The following is a 22,294-nucleotide window of genomic DNA, read 5'->3' on the forward strand; positions in this document are numbered from 1 at the left end:
AATATGCGAATTGTGGCATGTTGGTCTGTTGCGGCTCCAGCCGACAAGACGGAGCCGCGCGGGCTACCAGTTCGAGGACTCGTAGTCCTTGAGGAAGCAGCCGTGCAGGTCCTCGCCGTTCTCGCCGCGCACGATCGGGTCGTAGACGCGCGCCGCGCCGTCGACGAGGTCGAGGGGAGCGTGGAAGCCCTCCTCGGCCAGGCGGAGCTTGGTGTAGTGGGGCCGCTCGTCGGTGATCCAGCCGGTGTCGACGGCCGTCATCAGGATGCGGTCGGCCTCGAACATTTCCGCGGCGCTGGTGCGGGTCAGCATGTTCAGCGCGGCCTTGGCCATGTTGGTGTGGGGATGGCCGGGCCCCTTGTACCCGCGGGCGAAGACGCCCTCCATCGCCGAGACGTTCACGACGTACTTGCGGCGGGCGGGGGCGGCGGCCATGGCGGGCCGCAGACGGGAGATGAGAATGAACGGGGCCACCGAGTTGCACAGCTGCACCTCGAGCAGTTCGGTGGCGTCGACCTCGGCGACGGTCTGCACCCAGCTGTTGGTGTGCGCGAGATCGGGCACGAGGCCGCCCGCGTCGATGGCCAGCCCCTGCGAAATGCGTTCGGGCGTGGCCGATCCCGCGACGAGCGCCAGCTCGGTGACCTCGGCCGCGGAGAGCGCGGGGGCGAGGGAGGCGGTCAGCGCGGTGGGGTGCGCCTGCATTGTCTTGCCGAAGGTGACGGTGTCGGGCAGCTCGCCCACGGGCAGCGGACCGGATTCGGCCTCCACCAGCGCCCCGTAGGCGCCGGCTGAGCGGCGCACCGTCTGCGCCGCGTTGTTGATCAGGATGTCCAGCGGGCCCTGCGCCGCGACGTCCCCGGTGAGCGCGACGACCTGGGCGGGATCGCGCAGGTCGATGCCGACGATGCGGAGCCGGTGAATCCAGTCGGCGCTGTCCGGCTGTGCGGTGAAGCGCCGGATGGCGTCGTTGGGGAAGCGGGTGGTGATCGTGGTGTGCGCGCCGTCGCGCAGCAGCCGCAGGGCGATGTACATGCCGATCTTGGCGCGCCCGCCGGTGAGCAGGGCGCGGCGGCCACGCAGGTCGGTGCGGGCGTCGCGCTTGGCGTGGCTGCGGGCGGCGCAGTCGGGGCACAGCTGGTGGTAGAAGGCGTCGACGCGGGTGTAGCGCTGCTTGCAGATGTAGCAGGGGCGGGCCTTGAGCAGGGTTCCGGCGCTGGCCCCGGAGGCGTTGGAGGACAACGGAATTCCGGCGGTCTCGTCGTCGATGCGGCTGGGCGAGCCGGTAGCGGTGGCGTGGACGACCGCGCGATCGTTCTCGGCGACGGCCTCGCGCGCGGCGATGCGGCGGCGGCGCTTGAGCATCTTGAACATGTGGCCGACCGCCCGCTGCACGCGCACCGAGTCGGGATCCTCCTTGTCCAGCTCGCCGACCTGGTCCAGGACCTTCAGGCAGATCGCCAGATCGTCGGGATCGATGCCGGGAGCCGCGGTGCCGGGGGTGTCGACGCTGGGCGAAGCGGTGGCGGTATCGGTCGTCGTCTCGTGCTCGGCCATCGTGATGCGGGGACGTTCCTTCGTGCGTGCGGATTATGGGCGCACACATTGTCGCATCAGTGCGGATGTGCCCCCGCACACGGCGGAGGCGGACCCCGCGCGCGAGGTTGTTGACATTGCGCCAATAGTGCGACACGCTGGTGCGCAGGATCGGCCCACGCCGGTCCGGCACGAGCGGAAGCGGATGCTGAGCGGCTGCCCGTCGGTCCCGCACGAGTCGTCCGAGGATGCGATGGCAGTGCGCCCCGGGGATGCGGCCGTGGTCCGCTCGCGCCCGATGAGCACAGCACGAGAGGTGAGCCCGATGGCGCGCGCGGCATGGAGCGACGACGAAGTGGAGGCCGTGCGGGAGCTGGCGAGGGACTTCTTCGCCAAGGAGGTCGTGCCGCACGAGGAGAAGTTCGTCGCGCAGGGCCATCCCGACCGCGAGCTCTACAATCGTGCGGGTGGGCTCGGCCTGATGTGCGCGGCCATCCCGGCCGAATATGGCGGTGGCGGAGGCACTTTCGCGCACGAGGCGGCGATCATCGAGGAGCAGGCGTTCATGGGGGACGGTGCGCTGGGCATGCCCGTGCACTCCTCGATCATCGCGCCCTACATCGCCCACTTCGGCACCGAGGAGCTCAAGCGGCGGGTGCTGCCGCGCGCGGCGAGCGGGGAGATGGTGCTGGCGATCGGCATGACCGAACCCGGCACCGGCTCGGACCTGCAGGCCATCAAGACCCGCGCGGTGCGCGACGGCGACGAATACGTCATCACCGGCTCGAAGATCTTCATCTCCAACGGCTGGCTGTGCGACGGCATCATCCTCGCGGTCAAGACGGACCCGACCAAGGGCGCCGCGGGGGTCTCGCTGATCTTCGCGGAGGTCGGCGACGACACCCCCGGGTTCACGCGGGGCCGGATCCTGTCCAAGATCGGCGGGAAGGGCCAGGACACCGCGGAACTGTTCTTCGACGGGCTGCGGGTGCCGGTGTCGAATCTGCTGGGCGAGGCCGAGGGCCAGGGCTTCTATCAGATGATGCAGCTGCTGGCCCAGGAGCGGCTGGTGACCGCGATCATGGCGGTGGCGATGATGGAGAAGGCCGTCGAGCTGACCGTGGAATACACCAAGGGCCGCGAGGCGTTCGGCAGGCCGCTGTTCGCGATGCAGAACACGAAATTCGAGCTGGCCGAGTGCACGACGATCGCGCGGGTGAGCCGCACCTTCCTGGACGATGCGATCGGCAAGCATCTGTGCGGCGAACTCGACATTCCCACCGCCGCGATGGCGAAATACTGGCTGACCGAGCAGTTGGGTATTGTGGTGGACCGTTGTCTGCAACTGTTCGGTGGCTATGGATATATGACGGAGTACCCGATTTCCCAGCTCTACACGGGCGCCCGGATCCTGCGTATCCTGGCCGGTTCGAACGAGGTGATGAAGGATCTCATTGCCCGGTCACTCTGATTCCCGGCTCCTGAGCGTGGCCGAGGCCGATACCGCCGTCTCGATGGGCGGGCCCTCCGTGGTGGCGCGAGCGCCCGGCGCCGACGCTGGCGGCGCGGTGCGGCGGCGCCTGGATCCCGACGAACGCCGCGCGCAGATTCTGGCCTGCGCGATCGACATGTTCGGCGAGCGCCCGTATGCGGCGGTCTCGACGGCCGAGCTCGCGCAGCGGGCCGGCGTGGCGCGCGGCCTGATCAACCACTACTTCGGTAACAAGCGCGACCTGTATCTGGCCGTGGTGCGCCGGATGGTCACCCTGCCGCGGCCCGGAAAGATGGTGATGCCGACCGGCACGGCCCGCGAGCGCGTGGACGCGACCGTGGCCTGGCTTCTGGACGTCATCGGCGAGCACGGCAGCACCTGGGTCAAGGTGATCGGCCACGAGGGCATCGGGGACGATCCGGAGGTGCAGCGCCTGCTCGACGAGGCCGACGATGCGGCGGCCGAGCGGCTGCTGGACATGGTGGGCCTGCGTGAGTCCCGGCATTGCGCCGAGCTGCTCGCGTTCGTGCGTTCCTACGGCGGGATGGTGAAAGTCGCTGGGCGCGAATGGATCGTCCGCGGCACCCTCACCCGGGAGCAGGTCCACGCGCTGTTGTCGGACATGCTGTACACCCTGGTCGCAACCTCGTTCCCGAAGATGGACGAGGCGGACTGACGCGTCGAACGCAAAAGATCGTTGAAATCGGCTCTGCGCCAGTGGATTCCCGCCGACAGGATATCGGAGCCCGTGGATGCCGATTCGGGGGCGCCGAGGCGGCGGCCGAGCCGGACCGCCTCGGCGGGGCGGCTTACTCCTTGCGGGCCTTGCTGGGCTGCACGCGCGGTGGCTCGTCGGGCATCTTCGGGTAGACCGGGGGCCAGGGGGCGTCCATGAGGCCCTCGGCGAGGTCGCGAGCCGACATGTCCAGCAGTGGTGTGAGGTCCTGTGGGGTGCGATCGGCCCAGGGATCACCGAGCTCGGCGACGCGGGCGGGGACCGTGCTGAGCGTGAGTTCCTCCGGGACAATGGAATCGAGCTCGCTCCAGGCCAGCGGCGTGGAGACCTGGCCGCCGACCTTGGGGCGCACGCACCAGGCGCCGAATACCGTGCGGTGCGGGGCATTCTGGTTGTAGTCGACGAAGACGCGGGACCCGCGCTCCTCCTTCCACCAGGACGCGGTGATCTCCTCGGGGTGGCGGCGCTCGAGGGCGCGGGCCAGCGCCACCGCGGCCGCGCGCACCTGGTAGCCGTCCCATTTCGGCTCGAGCAGTGCGTACAGGTGCAGCCCGCGCGAGCCGGATGTCTTGACGCGCACGTCGATTCCGAGCTCGGCGCACAGCTCCCGCGTGTGCACCGCGGCGCGGCGCAGGTCGTCGAAGCCGATGCCGGGGGAGGGGTCCAGATCCACCCGCAGCTCGTCGGTCACCCCGGTGGGTGGCAGCACCGCGCCCGCGGCATCGTGCACGGGCGGGGCGGTGCTGACCTCGGCGGCGCCGGCATGGGTGGGCCAGACGTGAAAACCCAAGCAGCCCAGGTTGACCGCCCACAGGATGTGCGCCATATCGGCGGCGACCAGGGCGTCGCTGGTGGTGCCGTTGGGGGTGGACACCACGGTGGTCTGCAGCCAGTCGGGTACCGATTTCGGCACCCGCTTCTGGAACCAGGACTTGCCGCCCGCCCCCTCGGGGTAGCGCTCGAGCAGGACGGGGCGGTCGCGAGTGGTGCGCAGCAGCGGCTCGGCCACGGCGAGGTAGTAGTCGACCAGGTCCTTCTTGGTCTCGCCGTGCTTGCTGAAGTAGACCTTGTCCGGATTGGAGATCGGCACCACGTGGCCGTCGATCTCGACTTCGATTGTGGCGTTCACGATTCCACCTCGCTGGCGCTCGGCTCCATCGTGCGCGCCGCGCGCTGGCTCTTTGGTTCACTCTGCTTCGCTGCGTTCACTTTTTCGCCGCCCGCGCGAAGATGCCGGCGAGTTCGGCGGGTGCGACCTCGTCGAGCTGGGCATAGGTGCATGACTGCGGCGTGCGGTCGTCCCGGAAGCGCACCAGGCGCCCGCCGTGCCGCAGTCGGCCGGCCATGACGTGCTCGTACCGGACCTCGGCCACCAGTTCGGGGCGCAGTGCCTCCCAGGACAGATCCTTGGTGCCGGTCCAGCGGCTGACCCCGCCGGGCATCTTTCCCTCGGCCTTGGCCTGGGCGGCGGCATCGGCCCACATCCTCCAGGGGTGGCCGGTGAGCGCGTCCTTGCGCAGCGACTCGAGCTCGGTGACCAGGGAGGCGCGGCGGGCGGCGGTGAAGCTGCTGGCCACGCCGACGTGATGCAGGGTGCCCTCCTCGTCGTACAGGCCCAGCAGCAACGATCCGACGCCCTGGCCGTCCTTGTGCCAGCGGAATCCGGCGACCACGCAGTCGGCGGTGCGCTCGTGCTTGACCTTGACCATCACCCGCTTGTCCTGCAGGTACGCCAGATCGCCCGCCTTGACCATCACCCCGTCGAATCCGGCGCCCTCGAATCGGGTGAACCAATCCTGGGCTACCTCCGGGTCGGTGGTGATGGGCGTCAGATGCGCGTGTGGGATGGAATTGTCGATGATGGTCTCGAGGATCCGGCGGCGCTCGGTGAATGGTTTGCCGGTCAGATCCTCGTCACCGACGGCGAGCAGATCGAAGGCCACGAAACTGGCCGGAGTCTCCACCGCGAGTTTGTTCACCCGGGACGCGGCCGGGTGCAGCCGATTCTGCAGGGTGTCGAAATCCAGGCCGTTCTCGGTGACCACGACGACCTCGCCGTCCACGACGCACCGCTGCGGGAGTACCCGTTTCAGCAATGTCACCAATTCCGGGAAATATCGGGTCAGAGGGCGATCGTTACGGGAGCCGAGCTCGATCTCGTCGCCATCGCGGAACACAATGCAGCGGAATCCGTCCCATTTGGGTTCGTAGAACAACTCCGGATCGTGTGGCAATGCGGAAGCAGATTTGGCCAGCATCGGTTTGACGGGTGGCATGACCGGTAAGTCCACGCGATCCTCCTCGAGTTCCGACTTCTCGATCGGTAGACGGGACGGGCGAAGTCAATTCATCGCCCGGACCCGTCGTTCGTGAAGATCGTATGTGGTGGCACCGACAGAGTCGGGCAACCAGCTAGTTCTCCAGCCACCCGTGCTGCTCGGCGAAGGCTGCCAGGCGCTCGCGGATGGTGATGATCTCCCCGGCGGTCAGCGCCGGGCTCGCATCCAGCAGCAGCTCGGTGATGAGCCGCTTGTGCTCGGCGGGGGTGAGCGCGCCGGAAGTGCGTTCGCGATTGCGGTGGCGGGGCGCGGCGGGCGGCTGACCGCCCACCAGGGTCAGATTGACCGCCTTGGGCCCGCGGTCACCCTCGGTCACCTCGAATTCGAATACCCGCCCCTGACGTAGTTCGTCCTCGTCGAGCCCGATGTCGTTCACATGAACGAACACATCGGGGCCGCCGTCTTCCGGGCGGATGAAACCGAACCCTCGCGAACTGTCGAAGGACACCAATTTCCCTATCGACACCTACACCCGCTCCTCGTTGCCGTCACTGTGCCGTCACTCTAACCGTCGTGATGCTTGTTGTCGGGGGATTCACCACTGCTGGAGAGCGCCTTCTGTAGCGAATTGAACACGGTCAGGCCCTGGCCGACCATGCCGTTGATCAGCTCGCCGACGCCGTCCGGTCCGTTCAGCACCGTGAGATTGGCATTGGACAGGCCCGTCGCGGCCTGTTTCACGATTTCCGGGAGCTGCTCGATGAGCAACTGGTCCAGCGCGATGCGATTGTTGGACGCGGCGGCCTCGGCTTGAATGCGGGTGCGGTCGGCCTCGGCCTGCGCGAGTACCCGCACGCGCTCGGCCTCGGCCTGGGCGGGCTTGACGACCTCGGTCTGCAGCTGTTGTTCGCGCAGGTTGGCCTCCTTGCGGGCGCGCTCGGCCTGCGCGGTGAGCACCTCCTGCAGCGCGATCGCCTCCGCGAGCGGCCCGGCCTGGGCGGCCTCGGCCTTTGCCCTGTCGATATCGCGCTGGTATTCGGCCTGCAGCACGGAGGTCTGGCGCTGGTATTCGGCCTGCTTGCGGCGCGAGGCCTGTTCGGCCTCGGCGGCGGCCTGCGCGGCGGCGGCCTGGGCGATTTGCGCGTCGCGCTGCACCGCGGCATTGTGCGGGGCCGCCAGGGCCGCGATGTAGCCCAGGTTGCCGTCGTCGATGGACTGGATCTGCAGCGAGTCGACCCACAGGCCGATATTGCTCATCTCGACCTTGGAGGCGACCAGCACCTCGTCGGCGAGCTTCTGGCGCTCGCGGATGATCTCCTCCACGGTCATCGAGCCGATGATCGAGCGCAGGTGCCCGGAGAAGATGCGCCCGGTGAGCACCGACATCTCACGCTCCTGTTCGGACAGGAAGCGTTGCGCGGCATTGACGATGGACCCGGTGTCGTTGGCGACCTTGAACGCGATCACCGCGCGCACGTCTAGCTGGATGGCCTGCTTGCTGACGCAGCGCTCCTGGATCTCGGCCTCGTACATGGCCAGCGACAGGTAGCGGACCTTGCGGAAGAACGGCATGACCCAGGCGCCGTGCCCGGTGATCACCTTGAACGGCGCACCGTCTCTGCCCTTCCCGCCGCTGACCAGCATCGCCTCGTCCGGATCGGGCACGTGGTACCCCAGCACTGTTCTCTCCCTTGGCTATGTGATTATTTCTCCGGGCCCGAGGTCGAGCGGAATCCACGGAACGACATCGACGATGCGGCCCGGATGCGCCTCGACGACCAGGACGGTGGCGCCCCGGTCGATGGGCTCGGTAGACCGCGCGATGTAGCTCTCTGTCCCCCCTCGGATCGCGACCAGGACCTCCCCGAGCGTGCCTGCGCCCCGGATCGGCGATGTGAGCGTACCGGTCAAACCCTGCACCGGGTCGGTCATCGCATCGAACTCCTTGGCAGGCAACGGTCTACCGGGTTCACCGGTAAATTGAGCCTACCGCCGCCCGGTCTCGGCGTAGCACCGAATCGTAGCCTTGCGCGTCGGGTTTGTCGCGCCCATATGTTTCGGGTCCCGCAATTCCGGCAACCCCTCACAGTTGGGGAAAATTGCCCCTGGTGATTCCGGCGTGGCCGTGCAACGCTTAAGCGGTGAACCCACCTCCGGATATGCGGGCCGCGGAGCCGGTCCCGGCGTCCGACAAAATCGATATCGCCGTGTTGAAGGTCGCCGGCGTGGTGGTGCTCGGCGCCATCATGTCGATCCTGGACATCACCGTCGTCACCATTGCCATTCCGACGTTCCAGAGCACCTTCCACACCGCCTACACCAGCGCCGCCTGGTCGATGACCGGCTACACGCTGGCGCTGGCCACCGTGATCCCGTTGACCGGCTGGGCCGCGGACCGCTTCGGCACCAAACGCCTCTACATGATGGCGCTGAGCTTCTTCGTGATCGGCTCGGTGCTGTGCTCGACGGCATGGAACATCGAGTCGCTCATCGGATTTCGCGTAATCCAGGGCCTGGGCGGCGGCATGCTGATGCCGCTGGGCATGACGATCATGACCAAGGCGGCCGGGCCCGAGCGCATCGGCCGGGTGATGGCCGTGCTGGGCGTGCCCATGCTGCTGGGGCCGATCCTCGGGCCGATCGTGGGCGGCTGGCTGATCGGGGTGCACTGGTTCGGGATGGCCGGCTGGCACTGGATCTTCCTGATCAACCTGCCGATCGGCATCGTCGCGCTGATCCTGGCGTACGTGGTGTTCGCCGCGGACCGGCCCGAACCCACCCAGTCCTTCGACTTCGTCGGCATGCTGCTGGCCTCGCCCGGCCTGGCGCTGTTCCTGTACGGGGTGTCCTCGATTCCGCAGAAGCACACCGTCTTCGCGGCCGGGGTGCTGATTCCCGCGCTGATCGGGCTGGCGCTGCTGGTGGCGTTCGTGCCGCATGCGCTGCGTGCGGAGCATCCGCTGATCGATCTGCATCTGTTCCGCAACCGGGCGCTGACCTTCGCGGTACTGACGATGGTGTTCTTCGCCGTGGCCTTCTTCGGGTCCGGGCTGCTGCTGCCCAGTTATCTGCAGCAGGTGCGCGGGCTGTCCGCGCTGCATTCCGGATTGATGCTCGCCCCACAGGGTTTGGGCGCGATGCTGACGATTCCGATCGCGGGCCGGCTGGTCGACAAGATCGGTCCCGGCAAGATCGTGATGACGGGCATCGTGGTCATCGCGATCGGCACCGCGTTCCTGACCCAGCTGCACGCGGACACCTCGTATGTGGCGCTGATCGCCGCGCTGTTCGTCATGGGCCTGGGCATGGGTTGCACGATGATGCCGGTGATGTCCGCGGCGATTCAGACGCTGACCCAGGCGCAGGTGGCGCGGGGCTCGACGCTGATGAACATCGTCAACCAGACCGCCGGTTCCATCGGCACCGCGACGATGTCGGTGATCCTGACGAACCTGTTGAACGGGAAGCCCTTTGCCCAGCCCGCGATCGCCTCGCACTTCAATCCGGAGATCGCGGCCAAGCTCCCGCCCGCCGCGATCCACGAGGGCCTGCGGCAGGCCGCCTGGGCGTTCTCACACACCTACATCGTGGCGGTGGTACTCATCGTGATCACCCTGATCCCGGCGTTCTTCCTGCCGCGGGTCAAGGCGCCGGCGTCCACGGAGCAGGTCGATGCCCCGATAGTCATGGGGCACTGAGTATTTCGGGGTGAACCGGGCCGGCATGTTCGCGACGAACATGCCGGCCCGGTTCGTTTCGGGGCCCATGACGGCGGCAAGGAGGCCATCACGCGCCCCGGTGGGTCACTCCGGCGCTGCTGCGGCGTCGGCGGGGGCGCCGGCCGGTACGGGCTTGCGGGCGCGCAGCAGGAGCAGGCCCAGCAGCGCGGCCGCGAGGCTGAACCCGGCGCTGATCCACGCGCCGGAGTGCATCGCGGCGGCGAAGGCCGTCTTCGCCGGGCCCTCGAAGCCCAATTGGAATGCCGCGCCGATGGATTCGCGCGCGGCATGCGGTGCGCTCGCGGGCATGTGCGAGGTGAACATGCTCGCCAGCACGCTGCCCAGCACCGCGATGCTGACCGCGTTGCCGACCTGCAGGATGGTGTCGTTCATGGCCGAGCCGACACCGGCGTGCTCGAGCGGGACCGCACTCAGGATCGAGGCGTAAGCCGCCGGGCCGGCCAGACCGCCGCCGACGCCCATGATCATCATGCTGGCCAGCACCCACGCATAGCTGTCGGCATTGGCCAGCACCACGAAGGCGCCGCCCATGACGAGCAGTCCCGCGACGATGAGCGTCTTGTTGCTCAGCTTCTTGCCCAGGGTGGCGCCCAGGCCGTTGAACACCGCGGCGGCCACCGCATAGGGCAGCAGCGCCCAGCCCGCCTTCATCGGCCCGTAACCCAGCACGAACTGCACGTACTGGGTCAGCATCAGCAGCACCGCACCCATTCCGAAGACCATCAGCAGCAGCGTGAGACATGTGCCGGAGAAGTCGCGGCTGGTGAACACCTTCAGCGGCAGCATCGGGTGCGCGGAGCGATGCTCCCAGTAGGCGAACCCCGCCCCCGCCACGACGGCCAGCGCGATCACCGGAATGTTCCATTCGCGCTGAATGATCACGTACACCGTCGAGGACAGCGCGACGATCGAGAGCACGACGCCGACCAGGTCGATCGGGCGCTGTTGGCCGTACGTCTCGGGCATGAGCGTCACCGCGGCGATGATCGCGATGACGGCGACCGGGATGTTCAGCACGAACACCGAACCCCACCAGAAGTGCTGCAGCAGAAACCCGCCCAGCGTCGGGCCCAGCACGATGCCGACCATTGAGACCGTCGACCACGCGGCCATGGCCTTGCGGCGCTCCTGCTCGTCGAAGGTGGTCATCAGGATGGACAGTGTCGAGGGCATCAGCAGTGATCCGCCGACGCCCATCGCGATCCGCGCCGCGATCAGCTGCCAGGGCGCGGTGGCGAAGACCGCCAGCAGCGAGGCCGCACCGAACAGGGCCAGGCCCGTGATCAGCATGCGGCGCCGGCCGAAGCGGTCCGAGAGGCTGCCCGCCGTCAGCAGCAGCCCGGCGAAGACCAGGACGTAGGCGTCGAGGATCCACTGCACGTCCGACGGCGTGGCGTGCAGTTCGCGGATCAGCGGCGGGATGGCGATATTCAGGACGGTGCCGTCGACCATCAGCACCAGCAGGGACAGGCAGAGTGCGACCAGCACCCACCAGCGCCGCGGGTCGCGCTGCGGCGACTCGGTCGGCTCTGTGCTTACCCACCCCGCCGACTCCGCAAGCTCCGTCGGCTCTCCATCCCCGGGAAGGACGTCATTCGATTTCACTCGCACAGCGTACGATAAACTCGAACGGTGTACCAGTGAATTAAGGTGGACCAGTGACCAAGCCTTTTACCTCGGTATGGACCCGTGAACCGCGGCAACCGAAGAGTTCCGGCTTACGTCGCGAGCAGATCGTCGCGGCCGCGCTCGAACTGCTCGACGCCGAGGGACTGGACGCGCTGAGCATGCGCAAGCTCGGCGCGAAACTGGGGGCGGGGGCCACGAGCCTGTACTGGTACGTGGCGAACAAGGACGAACTGCTGGAACTGACCATGGACCAGATCTGGGCCCTGGTCGAGGTCCCCGATCCGGACCGGGCGTCCTGGCGCGAGGCATTCACCACCTTCGCCTACAGCTTCCGCGCCACCCTGCTCGAGCATCCCTGGGCGGCGCAGCTGGTGGGCCAGCTGCCCAATGTCGGCCCGAATTCCTTCGCCCTGACCGAACGCCTGCGCCGCGCCTCGACCGAGGCCGGGTTCACCGGCATCGACATCTACCTGGCCACCAGCACTGTGATGAGTTTCATTCTGGGCCAGGTGCTTCCGGTGCTCAGCTACCAGAAGTCCAGGCACGGAAGGGAATACAGCGCCGAGAGCCTGATGGCCGCGGTCGTCGAACTCGCGGCCGACTACCCGCAGCTACGCGCCGATTATGCCGAGATGCCCTCGGACCCGGAGGTCGCCCGCGCCATCGCGTTCGACTTCGGCCTGCTGAGCGTCCTGGACGGGCTGGAGGCGCGCCTGATCGCGGCGAGGACCGATGCGACCGCGGCGCAGGGGCACCGGACGCAGGGATAGCGTCCGCCGGCCGGTCAGCCCCGGCCGAGCTGGATCGCCTTGACCAGCAGCAGGATCGCCCCGACGATCAGATAGGCGCGCAGCGCGAGCATGCCCAGTTTCGTTCCGGCCGACCAGGTCACGGGCTCGAGCAGGGTCAGCGGCGGCATGCGCCAATGATCCTTCTCGGCCGGGTCGATGACGGGCACGGGCTTGGCGGGCGCGGGGGAGCGGCGTTGCATCCAGCGCAGCACGACCGCGGCGAGCAAAGCCAGCACCACCAGCACGACGGCCAGATAACCCGCGGTCGCGGTCACGTTCAGATGCGGGAACAGCGTGGTGGCCATCAGGATTCCCGACAACAGCAGCAGCACCCCGACGATGAACACCGCGACGACATTGAGCCAGGCCTTGTTCACCCACGGCCCGAGCACCTGCGGGTCGTTGCACAGCAGCAGCAGGAACACGCTCGCGCTGGGCAGCAGCAGACCGGCCAGGGCCTGTACGGCGGTGGTGATCAGACCCAGTGGCGCGCCGGGGATCAGCACGATCACCGCGGCGAGCACGACCATCGCGATGTAGGAGACATAGAACTGCTTCGCGTCGCGGAATCCGCGGTGCAGCGAATGCTTGATGCCGAACACGTCGCCGAAGGCGTAGCTGGTCGCCAGGGTCACCGCGGCCGCGCCGATGATCGAGGCATCCAGCAGCACGATCGCGAAGAACGAGCCCAGCGTGGAGTCGATGCGGCCCAGCAGATGCGCGATATCGCCCGCGTCGATGAACTTGCCGACCGCGTTGTTCGTGCGCGCGGCGTAGTCGGCCGTTATCATCAGTGCCGCCGCCCCGATCACCACGACGAACGCGCCCAGCGTGGTGTCGGCGCGCTCGTAGCCGATGAACCGCGGCGTGATGCGCTTGTCGACGATATTGGACTGCTGGAAGAACAGCTGCCACGGCGCCACGGTGGTGCCGACGATCGCGATGATCAGCAGCACCCCATCCGAGCTGAATCCGCCCTGCACCCCGGGCACGACGAAATCCCGTGCGGCATGGACCCAATGGGGGTGCGACATCAGCAGCATCGGGATCTGCAGCAGGGTGATCGCGATGAAGACGAACATCGCCCGCTCCCAGCGGCGGAAGCTGCCGGAGGCCATGATGACCACCAGCGCGATCGCCGCGATCGGCACGACGATGTACTTCGACACCCCGAAATACTCCGAGGCCAGCGAGATTCCGATGAATTCGGTGACGATGGTCAGGAAGTTCAAGACGAACAGATCACCGACGGAGAACCAGCCCCAGCCGCGGCCGAACCGCTCGTTGATCAGCCGGGCGTGGCCGATGCCGGTCACCGCGCCCAGGCGCACCACCATCTCCTGGTTCACGATAAGCACCGGGATCAGCAACAGCAGCACCCACAGCAGGCTGTAGCCGTAGTTCTGCCCGGCCTGGGCGTAGGTGGCCATGCCGCCCGCGTCGTTGTCGCCGACCATGACGATCAGACCCGGGCCGACGATCGCCAGCAGGGTCAGGGCCCGGGTGCGCAGGGTGCGTGGATGCTCGGTGTCGGTGACACTGATCTTGCCGAACGCGCCCTCGATGTCGCCCAGGTGCGCGGAGTCGAGCACGGCCGTGCGGCGGGCCGCGGGGGCGGCGGGCGCTATGGGCGCTTGCGCCGGATGCGGCGGTGGCGGCGTGTCCGAACGCGGCGGTGCGAGCGCGTCCGGTGCATCCGAGGCCGCCGCGGGTGCTGGCGATCCAGCGGGCGCGGTCGCCGGACCGGGCGCAGTGGTGTCGGATTCGCTTGACGTGGAACGTGTTTCGCCGGTACCGCTCATTACTGCCCCGTGCCCTCGAGTGCCGCGGCGTCGGTGCCCCGGGTCGATCCGGACATTGTCTCGGCCTCCCGGACGGGGCGGGGCGCGGGTTCGCGCCGGCGCCAGTCCTCGGGAATGGTGGCCTCGAGAATGTCGTCGACGGTGACGACACCCAGCACCCGATCGCCGTCGTCGACGACCGGAATGGTGTAGAGGTTGAAATCGGCCATCAGCAGCGCGATATCGGTCATGTCGGCATCGGGCGCGACCCGCACCGGATCGGAGTCCATCAGCTCGCTCACCGGCGTGCCCGGATCGGACTGCAGCAGCCCGATGATCGAGACGACCCCGGCCAGCCGCCCGGCCTCGAGCACATGCACCTTCAGCAGTGCCTCGGATTGCAGGCCCTTCGCCGCACCCACCACCGAAAGCGCCTGCGCCGCAGTGGTATCCGGGGCACACGAGGCGAAGTCCACGTTCATCAGCCCGCCCGCGCTCTCGGGATTGAAGCCCAGCAGCGTGATCACCTTGGTGCGCTGGCCCGCGGGCATCAGGTCCAGCACCTTGCGACGGCGCGACTGGCGCAGATCGGCGACCGCGTCCGCGGCGTCGTCGGCGCGCATGCGGCCCAGCAGCGCAGCGACCTCGGTATCGGACATGTCATCGAGCAGGCGGCTGGCCTCGTCGGGATCCAGCTCCTCGAACACGTCGGCCTCGAGCTCCGGGTCGCCGTGCACCGTATCGAGGAGCTCGCCGCGTTCACGCTTGTCCGCATCCTCGAGCAGGTCGGCGATCTGAGCCGGCTTCAGCGCTCGTACCCGGCCGCTGACCCGGCGCGTCGTCATCGACTGGCTGTGCCCGATGAGCGGTTCGAACGCCTTCCAGTCCCGCGCGGCGTGCCCGTCACCGGCCTTGATGAGCCCGAAAAACCGTGCGGGACGGCGGGTGTCCAGGCGCGCGAGCACCCAGCCGTGGCCGGTGTCGTCCAGTTCGACGTCGTAGGCGCGGACCAGCTCGGCCGCGGCCACATCGATCAGCCGGTGCCCGAGGATGTCCGCGCGCAGCAGCACCTCGCCCTCGCGGCGCTCGAACCCGCGCAGGTCGACCTTGTTGCGGGACAGCACGAGCCGGTCCGCACCGAACTCGTGGATGTGGTCGGAGGAGACGAACACCTCGCGCCCGCCCATCCCGACGACCGCGCCGGTGACGGGGGGATAGGCGTCTCCGCCGGGCAGTCGCACGATCAGGTCGTCGACGCGGCCGATGTCGTCACCGGATTTGGAGATCACCGGCGACTTGAGCAGCTCCGAGAGCTGGATGGTGCGTTGTTGCGGGGATGCGGGCTCGGTCATAGGACGGTTCTCCTGATCGGTGTCCCCGGATGCCGGTGATCAACCGGGGATGGTGAGTCGGCGGAGCTTGCGGAGCCGGCGGGGTGGGTGGGCATGTAACCATGCCCTGTGGCCAGCACTGTTGTACGACAGATTAACCAATGACGGGTGGCCGCAGTCCGAACAGCGGACTCAATCCCAGCCGTCGCGGACCGCGGCGAACTCGTCCGCGGCGCGGTCGGCGGTGATCTCGTCGTCGTCGGCGTCGTAGTCGTACAACTCCGCGTAGCGGCCCCAGTCGATGGCCAGATCGAGCTGGCGGCGCGCGTCCTCGGCGGAGAAACCGCGGCGCAGCAGATCCAGGAAGAAGCCCGCCCGCAGCTTGCCGTCCTGGCTCCCGGCCAGGCCCTTGCAGATGGTGCGCACCAGCGGCGCGCGGTGGCGGGCCTGCTCGGCGAAGATCTTCTTGCTCTCCTGGATGTCGGCGGTGGTGTAGCGGATGCCGATGTCGGTGAGGGTGATGTCGCCGGACTCCACGGTCACGAAACCGAGCATCGCCGCGGCGTCGACCAGGGGCAGTAGGTCGTCGATCTCGAAGTTCAGGGTGTCGGCGATCTCGGGCAGGTCCGCGCGGCGGCCGTTGGCGTACACCAGCTCCACCAGACCGGCCAGCCCGCCCACGGTGGCGTCGGGCAGCGGCTGCGCGGTCGGGGTCGCCTTCTCGGGCTCGGGCTGAGGCTTGGTGGTGTCGCGGCCGGTCAGCAGGCCGTAGATCTGGTCGACCAGCGCCTCGAAGCCGGCGGTGCGGCGGTCGCGCGGGCGCGGGGTCGTGACCGGTATGTCGGCGATGATCCGGCCCGGATTCGAGCCCAGCACCACCACCCGGTCCGCCAGCAGCACTGCCTCCTCGATGTTGTGGGTGACGATGCAGACCGATTTGGTGGGGAATCCGTCGGTCTCCCACAGGTTCACCAGTTCGGTGCGCAGATTCTCCGCGGTCAGCACGTCGAGGGCGGAGAACGGTTCGTCCATCAGCAGCAGATCCGGCTCGAGCACCAGGGCGCGGGCGAATCCCACGCGCTGGCGCATGCCGCCGGACAGCTCCTTGGGGTAGGCGCTCTCGAAGCCGTCCAGGCCGATCATGTCGATGGCCTCGAGCGCACGCTTGGCGCGGTCGGCGGGCTTGACCCCGCGCGCGGCCAGGCCGAGCTCGACGTTGTCCTGCACGGTCAGCCACGGCATCAGCGCGAACGACTGGAAGACCAGCGCCGCACCGGGATTCGCGCCCTGGAGTTCCTTGCCGCGATAGCGGACGTGGCCGGTGGTCGGCGCGATGAGCCCGGCGATGGTGCGCAGCAGCGTGGACTTGCCCGAGCCCGAACGACCCAGCAGCGCAACGAATTCGCCGTCGCGCAGCGTGAGAATTATGTTGTCGAGCACCTGCAGCTTGTCCCCGGCCGCGCCCGTGAACGACTTGCCGACGCCGTCGATCTCGAGCAGCACCTCGCCCGCAGCGGTGGTTGTCATCAATGCACTCCTGTCACAACGAGTATCGGCGTTCGGCCAGCGCGTACAGCCGGCGCCAGAACAGTCGGTTGATGCCGACCACGTAGACGGCCATCACCACGACGCCGACCCAGATGCGCGGCCAGTCACCCGATCCGGTGGCCTGCGCGATGTACGAGCCCAGGCCCGCGGCCATGAGCGTGTGGCCGTGATAGGTGACGATCTCGGCGACGATGGCGGCGTTCCACGCCCCGCCCGCTGCGGTGATCGCGCCGGTCACATAGCTGGGGAAGATCGCGGGCAGGATCAGCCGGCGCCACCACAGCCCGCGCGTGAGCCGCAGATTGGCCGCGGCCTCGCGCAGATCGTTCGGCACGGCGGTCGCCCCGGCGATGACGTTGAACAGGATGTACCACTGCGAGCCCAGCGCCATCAGCAGCGTGCCCGCCCAGTTCAGGCTCGCGCCGGTGGCCACCAGCACGGCGGTCACCAACGGGAACAGGAAGTTCGCCGGGAAGCTGGCCAGTACCTGCACCACCGGCTGCGCGAACCGCGACACCCGCGGATTCAACCCGATCCACACCCCGATCGGCACCCAGATCGCGCTGCACAGGATCAGCAGCACGATCACCCGGATCAGCGTCAGCGCGCCGAGCCCGAACGCGTGCGCGACCTCGCCGAATCCGCAACTGTGCTGGATGTAGGTGACGATCTCGTAGCAGCCCCACACCACCAGCGCCAGCATCACCGTCGAGAACACCACGTCTCCCGCGCGCCGCCGCCCGGACGTGACCAGCAGCGGATACTCTGCCAGGCCGAATACGGCCATCGCCCGGTCCAGCGGGTAGACGATCGGCCCGATGATCCGGCCCAGCAGGTCCGAGACTTGCGAGCGTCGCAGCAGATCCAGGGTGATGCTGCGCGGCGCCTCGGCGGCCTCGGACTCCTCGAACCGGAAGCGCTCGGCGAATGCGGTCAGCGGCCGCCAAAACAGGATGTTCACGCCGATGACCAGCATGATCATCACCCCGATCGCGATCAGTACCTTGCCGGTCGCGCCCTGCTCGGTGGCCGCGGCGACGTACGAGCCGATGCCGGGCAGCGTGTAGGAGTGGTTGTTGACGCTGATCGCCTCCGAGGCGGTCAGGAAGAACCAGCCGCCGCCGAAACTCATCATCGCGTTCCACATCAGCGGCACCATCCCGCTGGGCAGGTCCACCCGCCAGAACCGCTGCCACCGCGACAGCCGCAGATTGCGGGCGGCCTCGTCCAGATCGCGGGGCTGGGAGACCAGCGAATGGTAGAAGGCGAAGGTCATGTTCCAGGCCTGCGAGGTGAAGATCGCGAAGATCGAGGCGCACTCCAGGCCCAGGGACGATCCGGGGAACAGCGCGATGAACGCGGTCACCGTCACCGACAGGAAGCCCAGGATCGGCACCGACTGCAGGATGTCCAGGATCGGCAGCATCACCAGCCGGGCGCGGCGCAGCCGGGCCGCGGCGATGGCGAAGACGAAGGTGAACAGCGTGGAGAAGATCAGCGCGATGAACATCCGCAGCAGCGAACGCGCCGCGTAGTACGGCAGCTCGGACGGGTTCGTCGAGACCGGCGGGCTCTGGACGTTCTTGTCGAACGGCACATTGAGGCCCTGGGAGATGTGCACGATGATCCAGATCAGCACCGCCGCGCCCGCGAACACCGCGACGTCGGCCAGGCGGGAACGGGGCCGCTCCAGCGCGCCGCGAGATGGATAGGAACGCGCGGTGGTCATCGATACTCCTGTGCGAGCGGGTGATTCACGGCGGGCATCAGTGCTCCACCTCCGGGGTGGCAGTGTGCGGGATGCTCCAGCCGACGCTGGTGACCGAGGGCTCGAGGCTCAGCGCGCTCACCGCCGACTCCATCTGCCGGTCGTCGCGTTCGTCGCCGATCAGCTCGGCGGTCACCCCGACCTGCCCGGCGCCGGCGTTCTTGCTAGAGATCGAGACGAGCCGGAAGCCGGTGCGGCTCAACGCCTGCACCAGCAGCGCCCGCACATGCGCCTCGTTGGCGTCGTCGGTGACCGCGGCGAACTGATACTGCGCGAGCTGCTCCGTGCCCGCGGTCGGCTGGCGGTCGACCGCGCGCCCGATGTACCGCATCACGGTATTGACCGCGACCACCACGATCGTTCCGGCCAGCGCCGTGCCGTACATGCCCGAGCCCGACAGCGCGCCGACCGCGGCCGAACACCACAGGGTGGCAGCGGTATTGAGGCCGCGCACGCTCAGGCCCTCGCGCATGATGACACCAGCGCCCAGGAAGCCGATGCCCGAAACGATCTGTGCGGCAACGCGTGTGGGGTCGGCGGAGGTGCCGTGGAAGCCGTGCGCGGACAGCAGGACGAAGAGTGTGGAGCCCGCGGCGACCAGGGCGTTGGTCCGCAGACCGGCCATCCGGGCGCGGTATTGGCGCTCGACGCCGATGACCGCGCCGAGGCCGACACCGGCGCCCAGGCGGAGCAGCATTTCCACCGTCGTCATGTCGTACTCCCGATGCTTCGATGCGCACACTTCCGTGCCGCAGGCTACCGGGTGGTCAGGCGGGCGGCAGGATGTGGAAGTGGTCGCGGGGTGAATAGTTGGCAAATGAGTCCGGACTATCACCATCGGGCATGTCGACCACCTCCTCAGGCTCTCTCGATCTTCGCGTCCCGCTACGCTGCGGTTCGGCTCGGTCGCTCAGCTACGGTACATGGTCCGGTAGGCGGTGATCGTTTCGACCACGTGATCGGCCAACTGGTCCCGGGTCGCCCGCAGGGTGCCGTTGAGCCACGCCGACAGCATTCCGGCGTTGCCCGCCGCCATCGTCAGCGCGGCGAGCCGCCGTTGCGCGGGATCCTCGATGTGGATGAACAGGTGATCCTGGATCAGCCGGGTGAACGCGGGCATCACGGCGATCGTGGTCTGCCCGGGCCCGGTCGTGGAGTACGGCTCCACGAAGAACAGCCGCGACTTGCGGGGATCCTCGAGCACCGCGTCCACCAGCGCCTCGGCCAGGGCCCGGATGCGGACGGGGGTGTCGGCGCCGGCGAAGGCGGTCATGGGCCCGAGGAATTCGGTGGCCACCTCCCGGTAGAGCACGTCGAGCAGGTCGTCCCGGGTGGCGAAGCTCTCGTAGAAGTAGCGGTCGGTCAGGCCCGCGCGGCGGCACACCGCCCGCATGGTGACCGCCCCGGCCCCACCCTCGCCGATGAGATCCAGCGCGGCCTCGAGCAAGGCGGTGCGGCGGGACTCGCGGCGTTCGGTCAGGGTGGTGCCGCCCCAGATGCGGGGTCCGCCGACCGCCTCGCCGGGTGTGTTCGCGCCGGAGTCCTGACCTGTGTGCACGTGCCCCAGATTATCGGGCGCGCGCACCGGGCATCGCCACAGTGGACCGGTCGGGTGCCACCGATCGCCGGGTGGGGTACGGCGCGACGGGTCAGCCGAGCAGTTCGTCGACGTAGCACCAGCGCCATTTCTCGCCGGGCTCCACGCTGCGCATCACCGGATGCCCGGTCGCGGCGAAATGGCGGGTGGCGTGGTTGCCGACGGACGAGTCGCAGCACGCAACGTGCCCGCAGGACAGGCACATCCGCAGATGCACCCAGGTCAGACCCTCCTCGAGGCATTCGCCGCACGCCTCGGGCACATCCGGCACCCGCACGTGCGGAGCCTGCCGCAGATGCTCGCAGCCCGCGGCCTGCGGGCCGCGTAGCGGATCCTCGGGCTGATCCTGCGCCTCGGTGACCCGATCGATGGTGGATTCCTCGATATCGAGTGTGGCCATGACGTGTTCGAGCACCTCGTGATCGAGGGTGCCCGAATCGCGCACGCGCAGTACGGCTTCGCGCTCGGCCGCGAGCATCGCCAGGCGCAGGCGGCGGTATTCGCCGCTGGGCGTGATACGCACCGATTCCGCGCGGCCCAGCTGCTCCCAGGCGGCGTTGGCCCGGCGGGCCACCCGATCGCGCAGCGCGGCAACGATTTCCGGCGGCGTCTCCGGCGCGATCTGCTCCTCGAGGGCGACCAGGCCCGCGGCGGTGGCCTGCTGCAGCAGATTGGCCTGCTGCAGCGCGTCCTCAGCCCAGCTGGGCCCGCGCAGCCGCAGCAGCCGCACCAGCGCGGGCAGCGAGATGCCCTGCACCAGCAGGGTTCCGCCGACGACCACCAGCGCGAGCAGCTTGAGCGTGGCCAATTGCGGTGTGTCCGAGGGCAACAGCAGCGCACCGGCCAGGGTGACCACGCCGCGCATCCCGGCCCAGGACACCACGGTCGGACTCGTCCACGGCGGCCGGGGCTTACCCTGAGGGCGCCCCTCGACCAGCCAGATGAGGTAGGTGAACGGATAGACCCACAGCGGCCGCGCGACCACCACGGTCACCAGCACTGCCACGCAGGTCAGCAGCAGCGTGCGGTGGTCCAGGCCGCTGGACCACGCCTGTTCGAGGATGTGCCGCACCTGCAGGCCCATCAAGAGGAAGACCGCGTTCTCCAGAATGAATTGGATGGTGCGCCAATTGGTCCGCTCCGCCACCCGGGAAGCAGCGGTCTGCCACACCGGCGCGCCCTGTCCCAGGATCAGCCCGCACACCACCGTCGCGATGACACCGGACGCGTGCGCGGCCTCGGCGGGCAGATAGGCCGCGAACGGCGCGATCAGCGAGAGGCTGGTGTCGAACACCGGATCGGTGATGCGCCGCCGGATCAGGGCCAGCACCATCGCGGCGACCGCGCCGATCGCGGTGCCGCCGACGGTCGCCAGCAGGAACGAGCCCCCGGCCTGCCACATGCTGAACGCCCCGGCCATCGCCGCCAGCGCCGTGCGCAGCGCGACCAGCGCGGTCGCGTCGTTGAACAGCGCCTCGCCCTCGAGCAGCGTCACGATGCGCCGCGGCATCCCCACCCGGCGCGCGATCGCGGTCGCGGCCACCGAATCGGGCGGGGACACGATGGCGCCGATCGCCACCGCCACCGCGAACGGCACCCCCAACAGCGCATGCACGACGGCCGCGACGGCGAACGCGGTGAACAGCACCAGCCCCACCGACAGGCTCACGATCGAGAGCTTCTTGGGCCGGAACTCGATGAGCGAGGTGCTGATCGACGCGGTGTACACCAGCGGCGGCAGCAGACCCAGCAGCACGATCTCCGGATTCACCGAGACCTCGGGCACGAACGGCAGATACGAGGCACCGATGCCGACGACGGTCAGCAGCAGCGGCTCGGCCATACCCATCCGCCGCGCCAGCGCCGCCATGCCGACTGTGACGGCGACCAGCGTCACCAACCCGAATGCGATATGCACACTCGTATCGTGCCAGGACTGAAACGTGCGGATGTAAGAGGTTCGCGCTGAGCGGATGCGCGCGGCGCCGGAGGATCGGGGCCGGGCCGCACGCGACAGTCGTGGGGTCGCGCTGCGTGAGCGGTTGGCGGGCGCGGGATGAGGGTGT

18 protein-coding genes are annotated in these 22,294 nt (G+C 68.5%); 4 read left to right on the forward strand and 14 right to left on the reverse strand.

The window, feature by feature from the left end; genetic code table 11:
* Positions 1 to 63 precede the first annotated feature (63 nt).
* On the reverse strand, positions 64 to 1,557 hold the full coding sequence (locus tag KO481_RS23360) for an SDR family NAD(P)-dependent oxidoreductase (protein ID WP_215919707.1): 1,494 nt from the start codon (positions 1,555 to 1,557) through the stop codon (positions 64 to 66).
* Positions 1,558 to 1,861: 304 nt separating this feature from the next.
* Here KO481_RS23360 and KO481_RS23365 point away from each other — a divergent pair, with 304 nt between their 5' ends.
* Together KO481_RS23365 and KO481_RS23370 are read left to right on the forward strand one after the other, a co-directional pair.
* Positions 1,862 to 3,007 carry an acyl-CoA dehydrogenase family protein gene (locus KO481_RS23365; protein ID WP_215920350.1) on the forward strand — a complete coding sequence of 382 codons (1,146 nt, stop codon included), beginning with the start codon at positions 1,862 to 1,864 and terminating at the stop codon, positions 3,005 to 3,007.
* Positions 3,008 to 3,050: 43 nt separating this feature from the next.
* Complete coding sequence (locus tag KO481_RS23370; RefSeq protein ID WP_215920353.1) at positions 3,051 to 3,704, forward strand: TetR/AcrR family transcriptional regulator; 654 nt, start codon at positions 3,051 to 3,053, stop codon at positions 3,702 to 3,704.
* A gap of 133 nt (positions 3,705 to 3,837) precedes the next feature.
* Here KO481_RS23370 and KO481_RS23375 read toward each other — a convergent pair whose 3' ends face one another.
* The 5 genes from KO481_RS23375 to KO481_RS23395 all read right to left on the reverse strand — a co-directional run bounded on the left by KO481_RS23375 (position 3,838) and on the right by KO481_RS23395 (position 7,975).
* Complete coding sequence (locus tag KO481_RS23375) at positions 3,838 to 4,896, reverse strand: DNA polymerase domain-containing protein (RefSeq protein WP_215920355.1); 1,059 nt, start codon at positions 4,894 to 4,896, stop codon at positions 3,838 to 3,840.
* Between the two features lie 73 nt (positions 4,897 to 4,969).
* The gene (locus KO481_RS23380; RefSeq protein WP_215919709.1) at positions 4,970 to 6,055 is read right to left on the reverse strand and encodes an ATP-dependent DNA ligase; all 1,086 of its coding nucleotides are present in this window, start codon (positions 6,053 to 6,055) and stop codon (positions 4,970 to 4,972) included.
* Positions 6,056 to 6,176: 121 nt separating this feature from the next.
* The gene (locus tag KO481_RS23385; RefSeq protein WP_308166753.1) at positions 6,177 to 6,569 is read right to left on the reverse strand and encodes a cold-shock protein; all 393 of its coding nucleotides are present in this window, start codon (positions 6,567 to 6,569) and stop codon (positions 6,177 to 6,179) included.
* A 38-nt stretch (positions 6,570 to 6,607) separates the two neighbouring features.
* Positions 6,608 to 7,723: an SPFH domain-containing protein gene (locus KO481_RS23390; RefSeq protein WP_215919711.1), complete on the reverse strand. Its 1,116-nt coding sequence runs from the start codon at positions 7,721 to 7,723 to the stop codon at positions 6,608 to 6,610.
* 15 nt (positions 7,724 to 7,738) lie between these two features.
* Positions 7,739 to 7,975 (reverse strand): NfeD C-terminal domain-containing protein, encoded by a 237-nt coding sequence (locus tag KO481_RS23395; protein WP_215919713.1) that lies wholly within the window; start codon positions 7,973 to 7,975, stop codon positions 7,739 to 7,741.
* A 227-nt stretch (positions 7,976 to 8,202) separates the two neighbouring features.
* Between KO481_RS23395 and KO481_RS23400 the strand changes: the two genes are divergently transcribed.
* Positions 8,203 to 9,741 (forward strand): DHA2 family efflux MFS transporter permease subunit, encoded by a 1,539-nt coding sequence (locus tag KO481_RS23400; RefSeq protein WP_215920357.1) that lies wholly within the window; start codon positions 8,203 to 8,205, stop codon positions 9,739 to 9,741.
* Between the two features lie 105 nt (positions 9,742 to 9,846).
* Here the strand turns inward: KO481_RS23400 and KO481_RS23405 are convergent, their stop codons facing one another.
* Complete coding sequence (locus KO481_RS23405; protein WP_308166754.1) at positions 9,847 to 11,388, reverse strand: MFS transporter; 1,542 nt, start codon at positions 11,386 to 11,388, stop codon at positions 9,847 to 9,849.
* A 53-nt stretch (positions 11,389 to 11,441) separates the two neighbouring features.
* On the opposite strand from KO481_RS23405, the gene KO481_RS23410 reads away from it, so the two are divergent.
* Entirely contained in the window at positions 11,442 to 12,182 is a 741-nt protein-coding gene (locus tag KO481_RS23410) for a TetR/AcrR family transcriptional regulator C-terminal domain-containing protein (protein WP_215919715.1), read from the forward strand.
* Between the two features lie 14 nt (positions 12,183 to 12,196).
* Here KO481_RS23410 and KO481_RS23415 read toward each other — a convergent pair whose 3' ends face one another.
* From KO481_RS23415 to KO481_RS23445, 7 genes are all read right to left on the reverse strand, one after another.
* Positions 12,197 to 13,795: an NRAMP family divalent metal transporter gene (locus KO481_RS23415; protein WP_215920359.1), complete on the reverse strand. Its 1,599-nt coding sequence runs from the start codon at positions 13,793 to 13,795 to the stop codon at positions 12,197 to 12,199.
* Between the two features lie 209 nt (positions 13,796 to 14,004).
* Positions 14,005 to 15,336 carry a magnesium transporter MgtE N-terminal domain-containing protein gene (locus tag KO481_RS23420; protein WP_215919717.1) on the reverse strand — a complete coding sequence of 444 codons (1,332 nt, stop codon included), beginning with the start codon at positions 15,334 to 15,336 and terminating at the stop codon, positions 14,005 to 14,007.
* Between the two features lie 171 nt (positions 15,337 to 15,507).
* Positions 15,508 to 16,842 carry an ABC transporter ATP-binding protein gene (locus tag KO481_RS23425; RefSeq protein ID WP_215919719.1) on the reverse strand — a complete coding sequence of 445 codons (1,335 nt, stop codon included), beginning with the start codon at positions 16,840 to 16,842 and terminating at the stop codon, positions 15,508 to 15,510.
* 13 nt (positions 16,843 to 16,855) lie between these two features.
* Positions 16,856 to 18,592, reverse strand: coding sequence for an ABC transporter permease (locus KO481_RS23430; protein ID WP_215919721.1), 1,737 nt, complete (start codon positions 18,590 to 18,592; stop codon positions 16,856 to 16,858).
* 37 nt (positions 18,593 to 18,629) lie between these two features.
* Positions 18,630 to 19,343 carry an MgtC/SapB family protein gene (locus tag KO481_RS23435; protein WP_215919723.1) on the reverse strand — a complete coding sequence of 238 codons (714 nt, stop codon included), beginning with the start codon at positions 19,341 to 19,343 and terminating at the stop codon, positions 18,630 to 18,632.
* A 198-nt stretch (positions 19,344 to 19,541) separates the two neighbouring features.
* The gene (locus KO481_RS23440) at positions 19,542 to 20,189 is read right to left on the reverse strand and encodes a TetR/AcrR family transcriptional regulator (RefSeq protein ID WP_215919725.1); all 648 of its coding nucleotides are present in this window, start codon (positions 20,187 to 20,189) and stop codon (positions 19,542 to 19,544) included.
* 91 nt (positions 20,190 to 20,280) lie between these two features.
* On the reverse strand, positions 20,281 to 22,146 hold the full coding sequence (locus KO481_RS23445; protein ID WP_215919727.1) for a Na+/H+ antiporter: 1,866 nt from the start codon (positions 22,144 to 22,146) through the stop codon (positions 20,281 to 20,283).
* Positions 22,147 to 22,294: the final 148 nt, after the last annotated feature.

The organism is Nocardia albiluteola (assembly GCF_018860155.1).
GTDB lineage: Bacteria > Actinomycetota > Actinomycetes > Mycobacteriales > Mycobacteriaceae > Nocardia > Nocardia albiluteola.

Bases quoted from the DNA above. Each gene is read 5' to 3' on its own strand.
- KO481_RS23360 (WP_215919707.1), bottom strand. From the start codon at position 1,557: ATGGCCGAGCACGAGACGACGACCGATACCGCCACCGCTTCGCCCAGC.
- KO481_RS23370 (WP_215920353.1), top strand. From the start codon at position 3,051: ATGGGCGGGCCCTCCGTGGTGGCGCGAGCGCCCGGCGCCGACGCTGGC.
- KO481_RS23365 (WP_215920350.1), top strand. From the start codon at position 1,862: ATGGCGCGCGCGGCATGGAGCGACGACGAAGTGGAGGCCGTGCGGGAG.
- KO481_RS23400 (WP_215920357.1), top strand. From the start codon at position 8,203: ATGCGGGCCGCGGAGCCGGTCCCGGCGTCCGACAAAATCGATATCGCC.
- KO481_RS23425 (WP_215919719.1), bottom strand. From the start codon at position 16,842: ATGACAACCACCGCTGCGGGCGAGGTGCTGCTCGAGATCGACGGCGTC.
- KO481_RS23430 (WP_215919721.1), bottom strand. From the start codon at position 18,592: ATGACCACCGCGCGTTCCTATCCATCTCGCGGCGCGCTGGAGCGGCCC.
- KO481_RS23420 (WP_215919717.1), bottom strand. From the start codon at position 15,336: ATGACCGAGCCCGCATCCCCGCAACAACGCACCATCCAGCTCTCGGAG.
- KO481_RS23435 (WP_215919723.1), bottom strand. From the start codon at position 19,343: ATGACGACGGTGGAAATGCTGCTCCGCCTGGGCGCCGGTGTCGGCCTC.
- KO481_RS23395 (WP_215919713.1), bottom strand. From the start codon at position 7,975: ATGACCGACCCGGTGCAGGGTTTGACCGGTACGCTCACATCGCCGATC.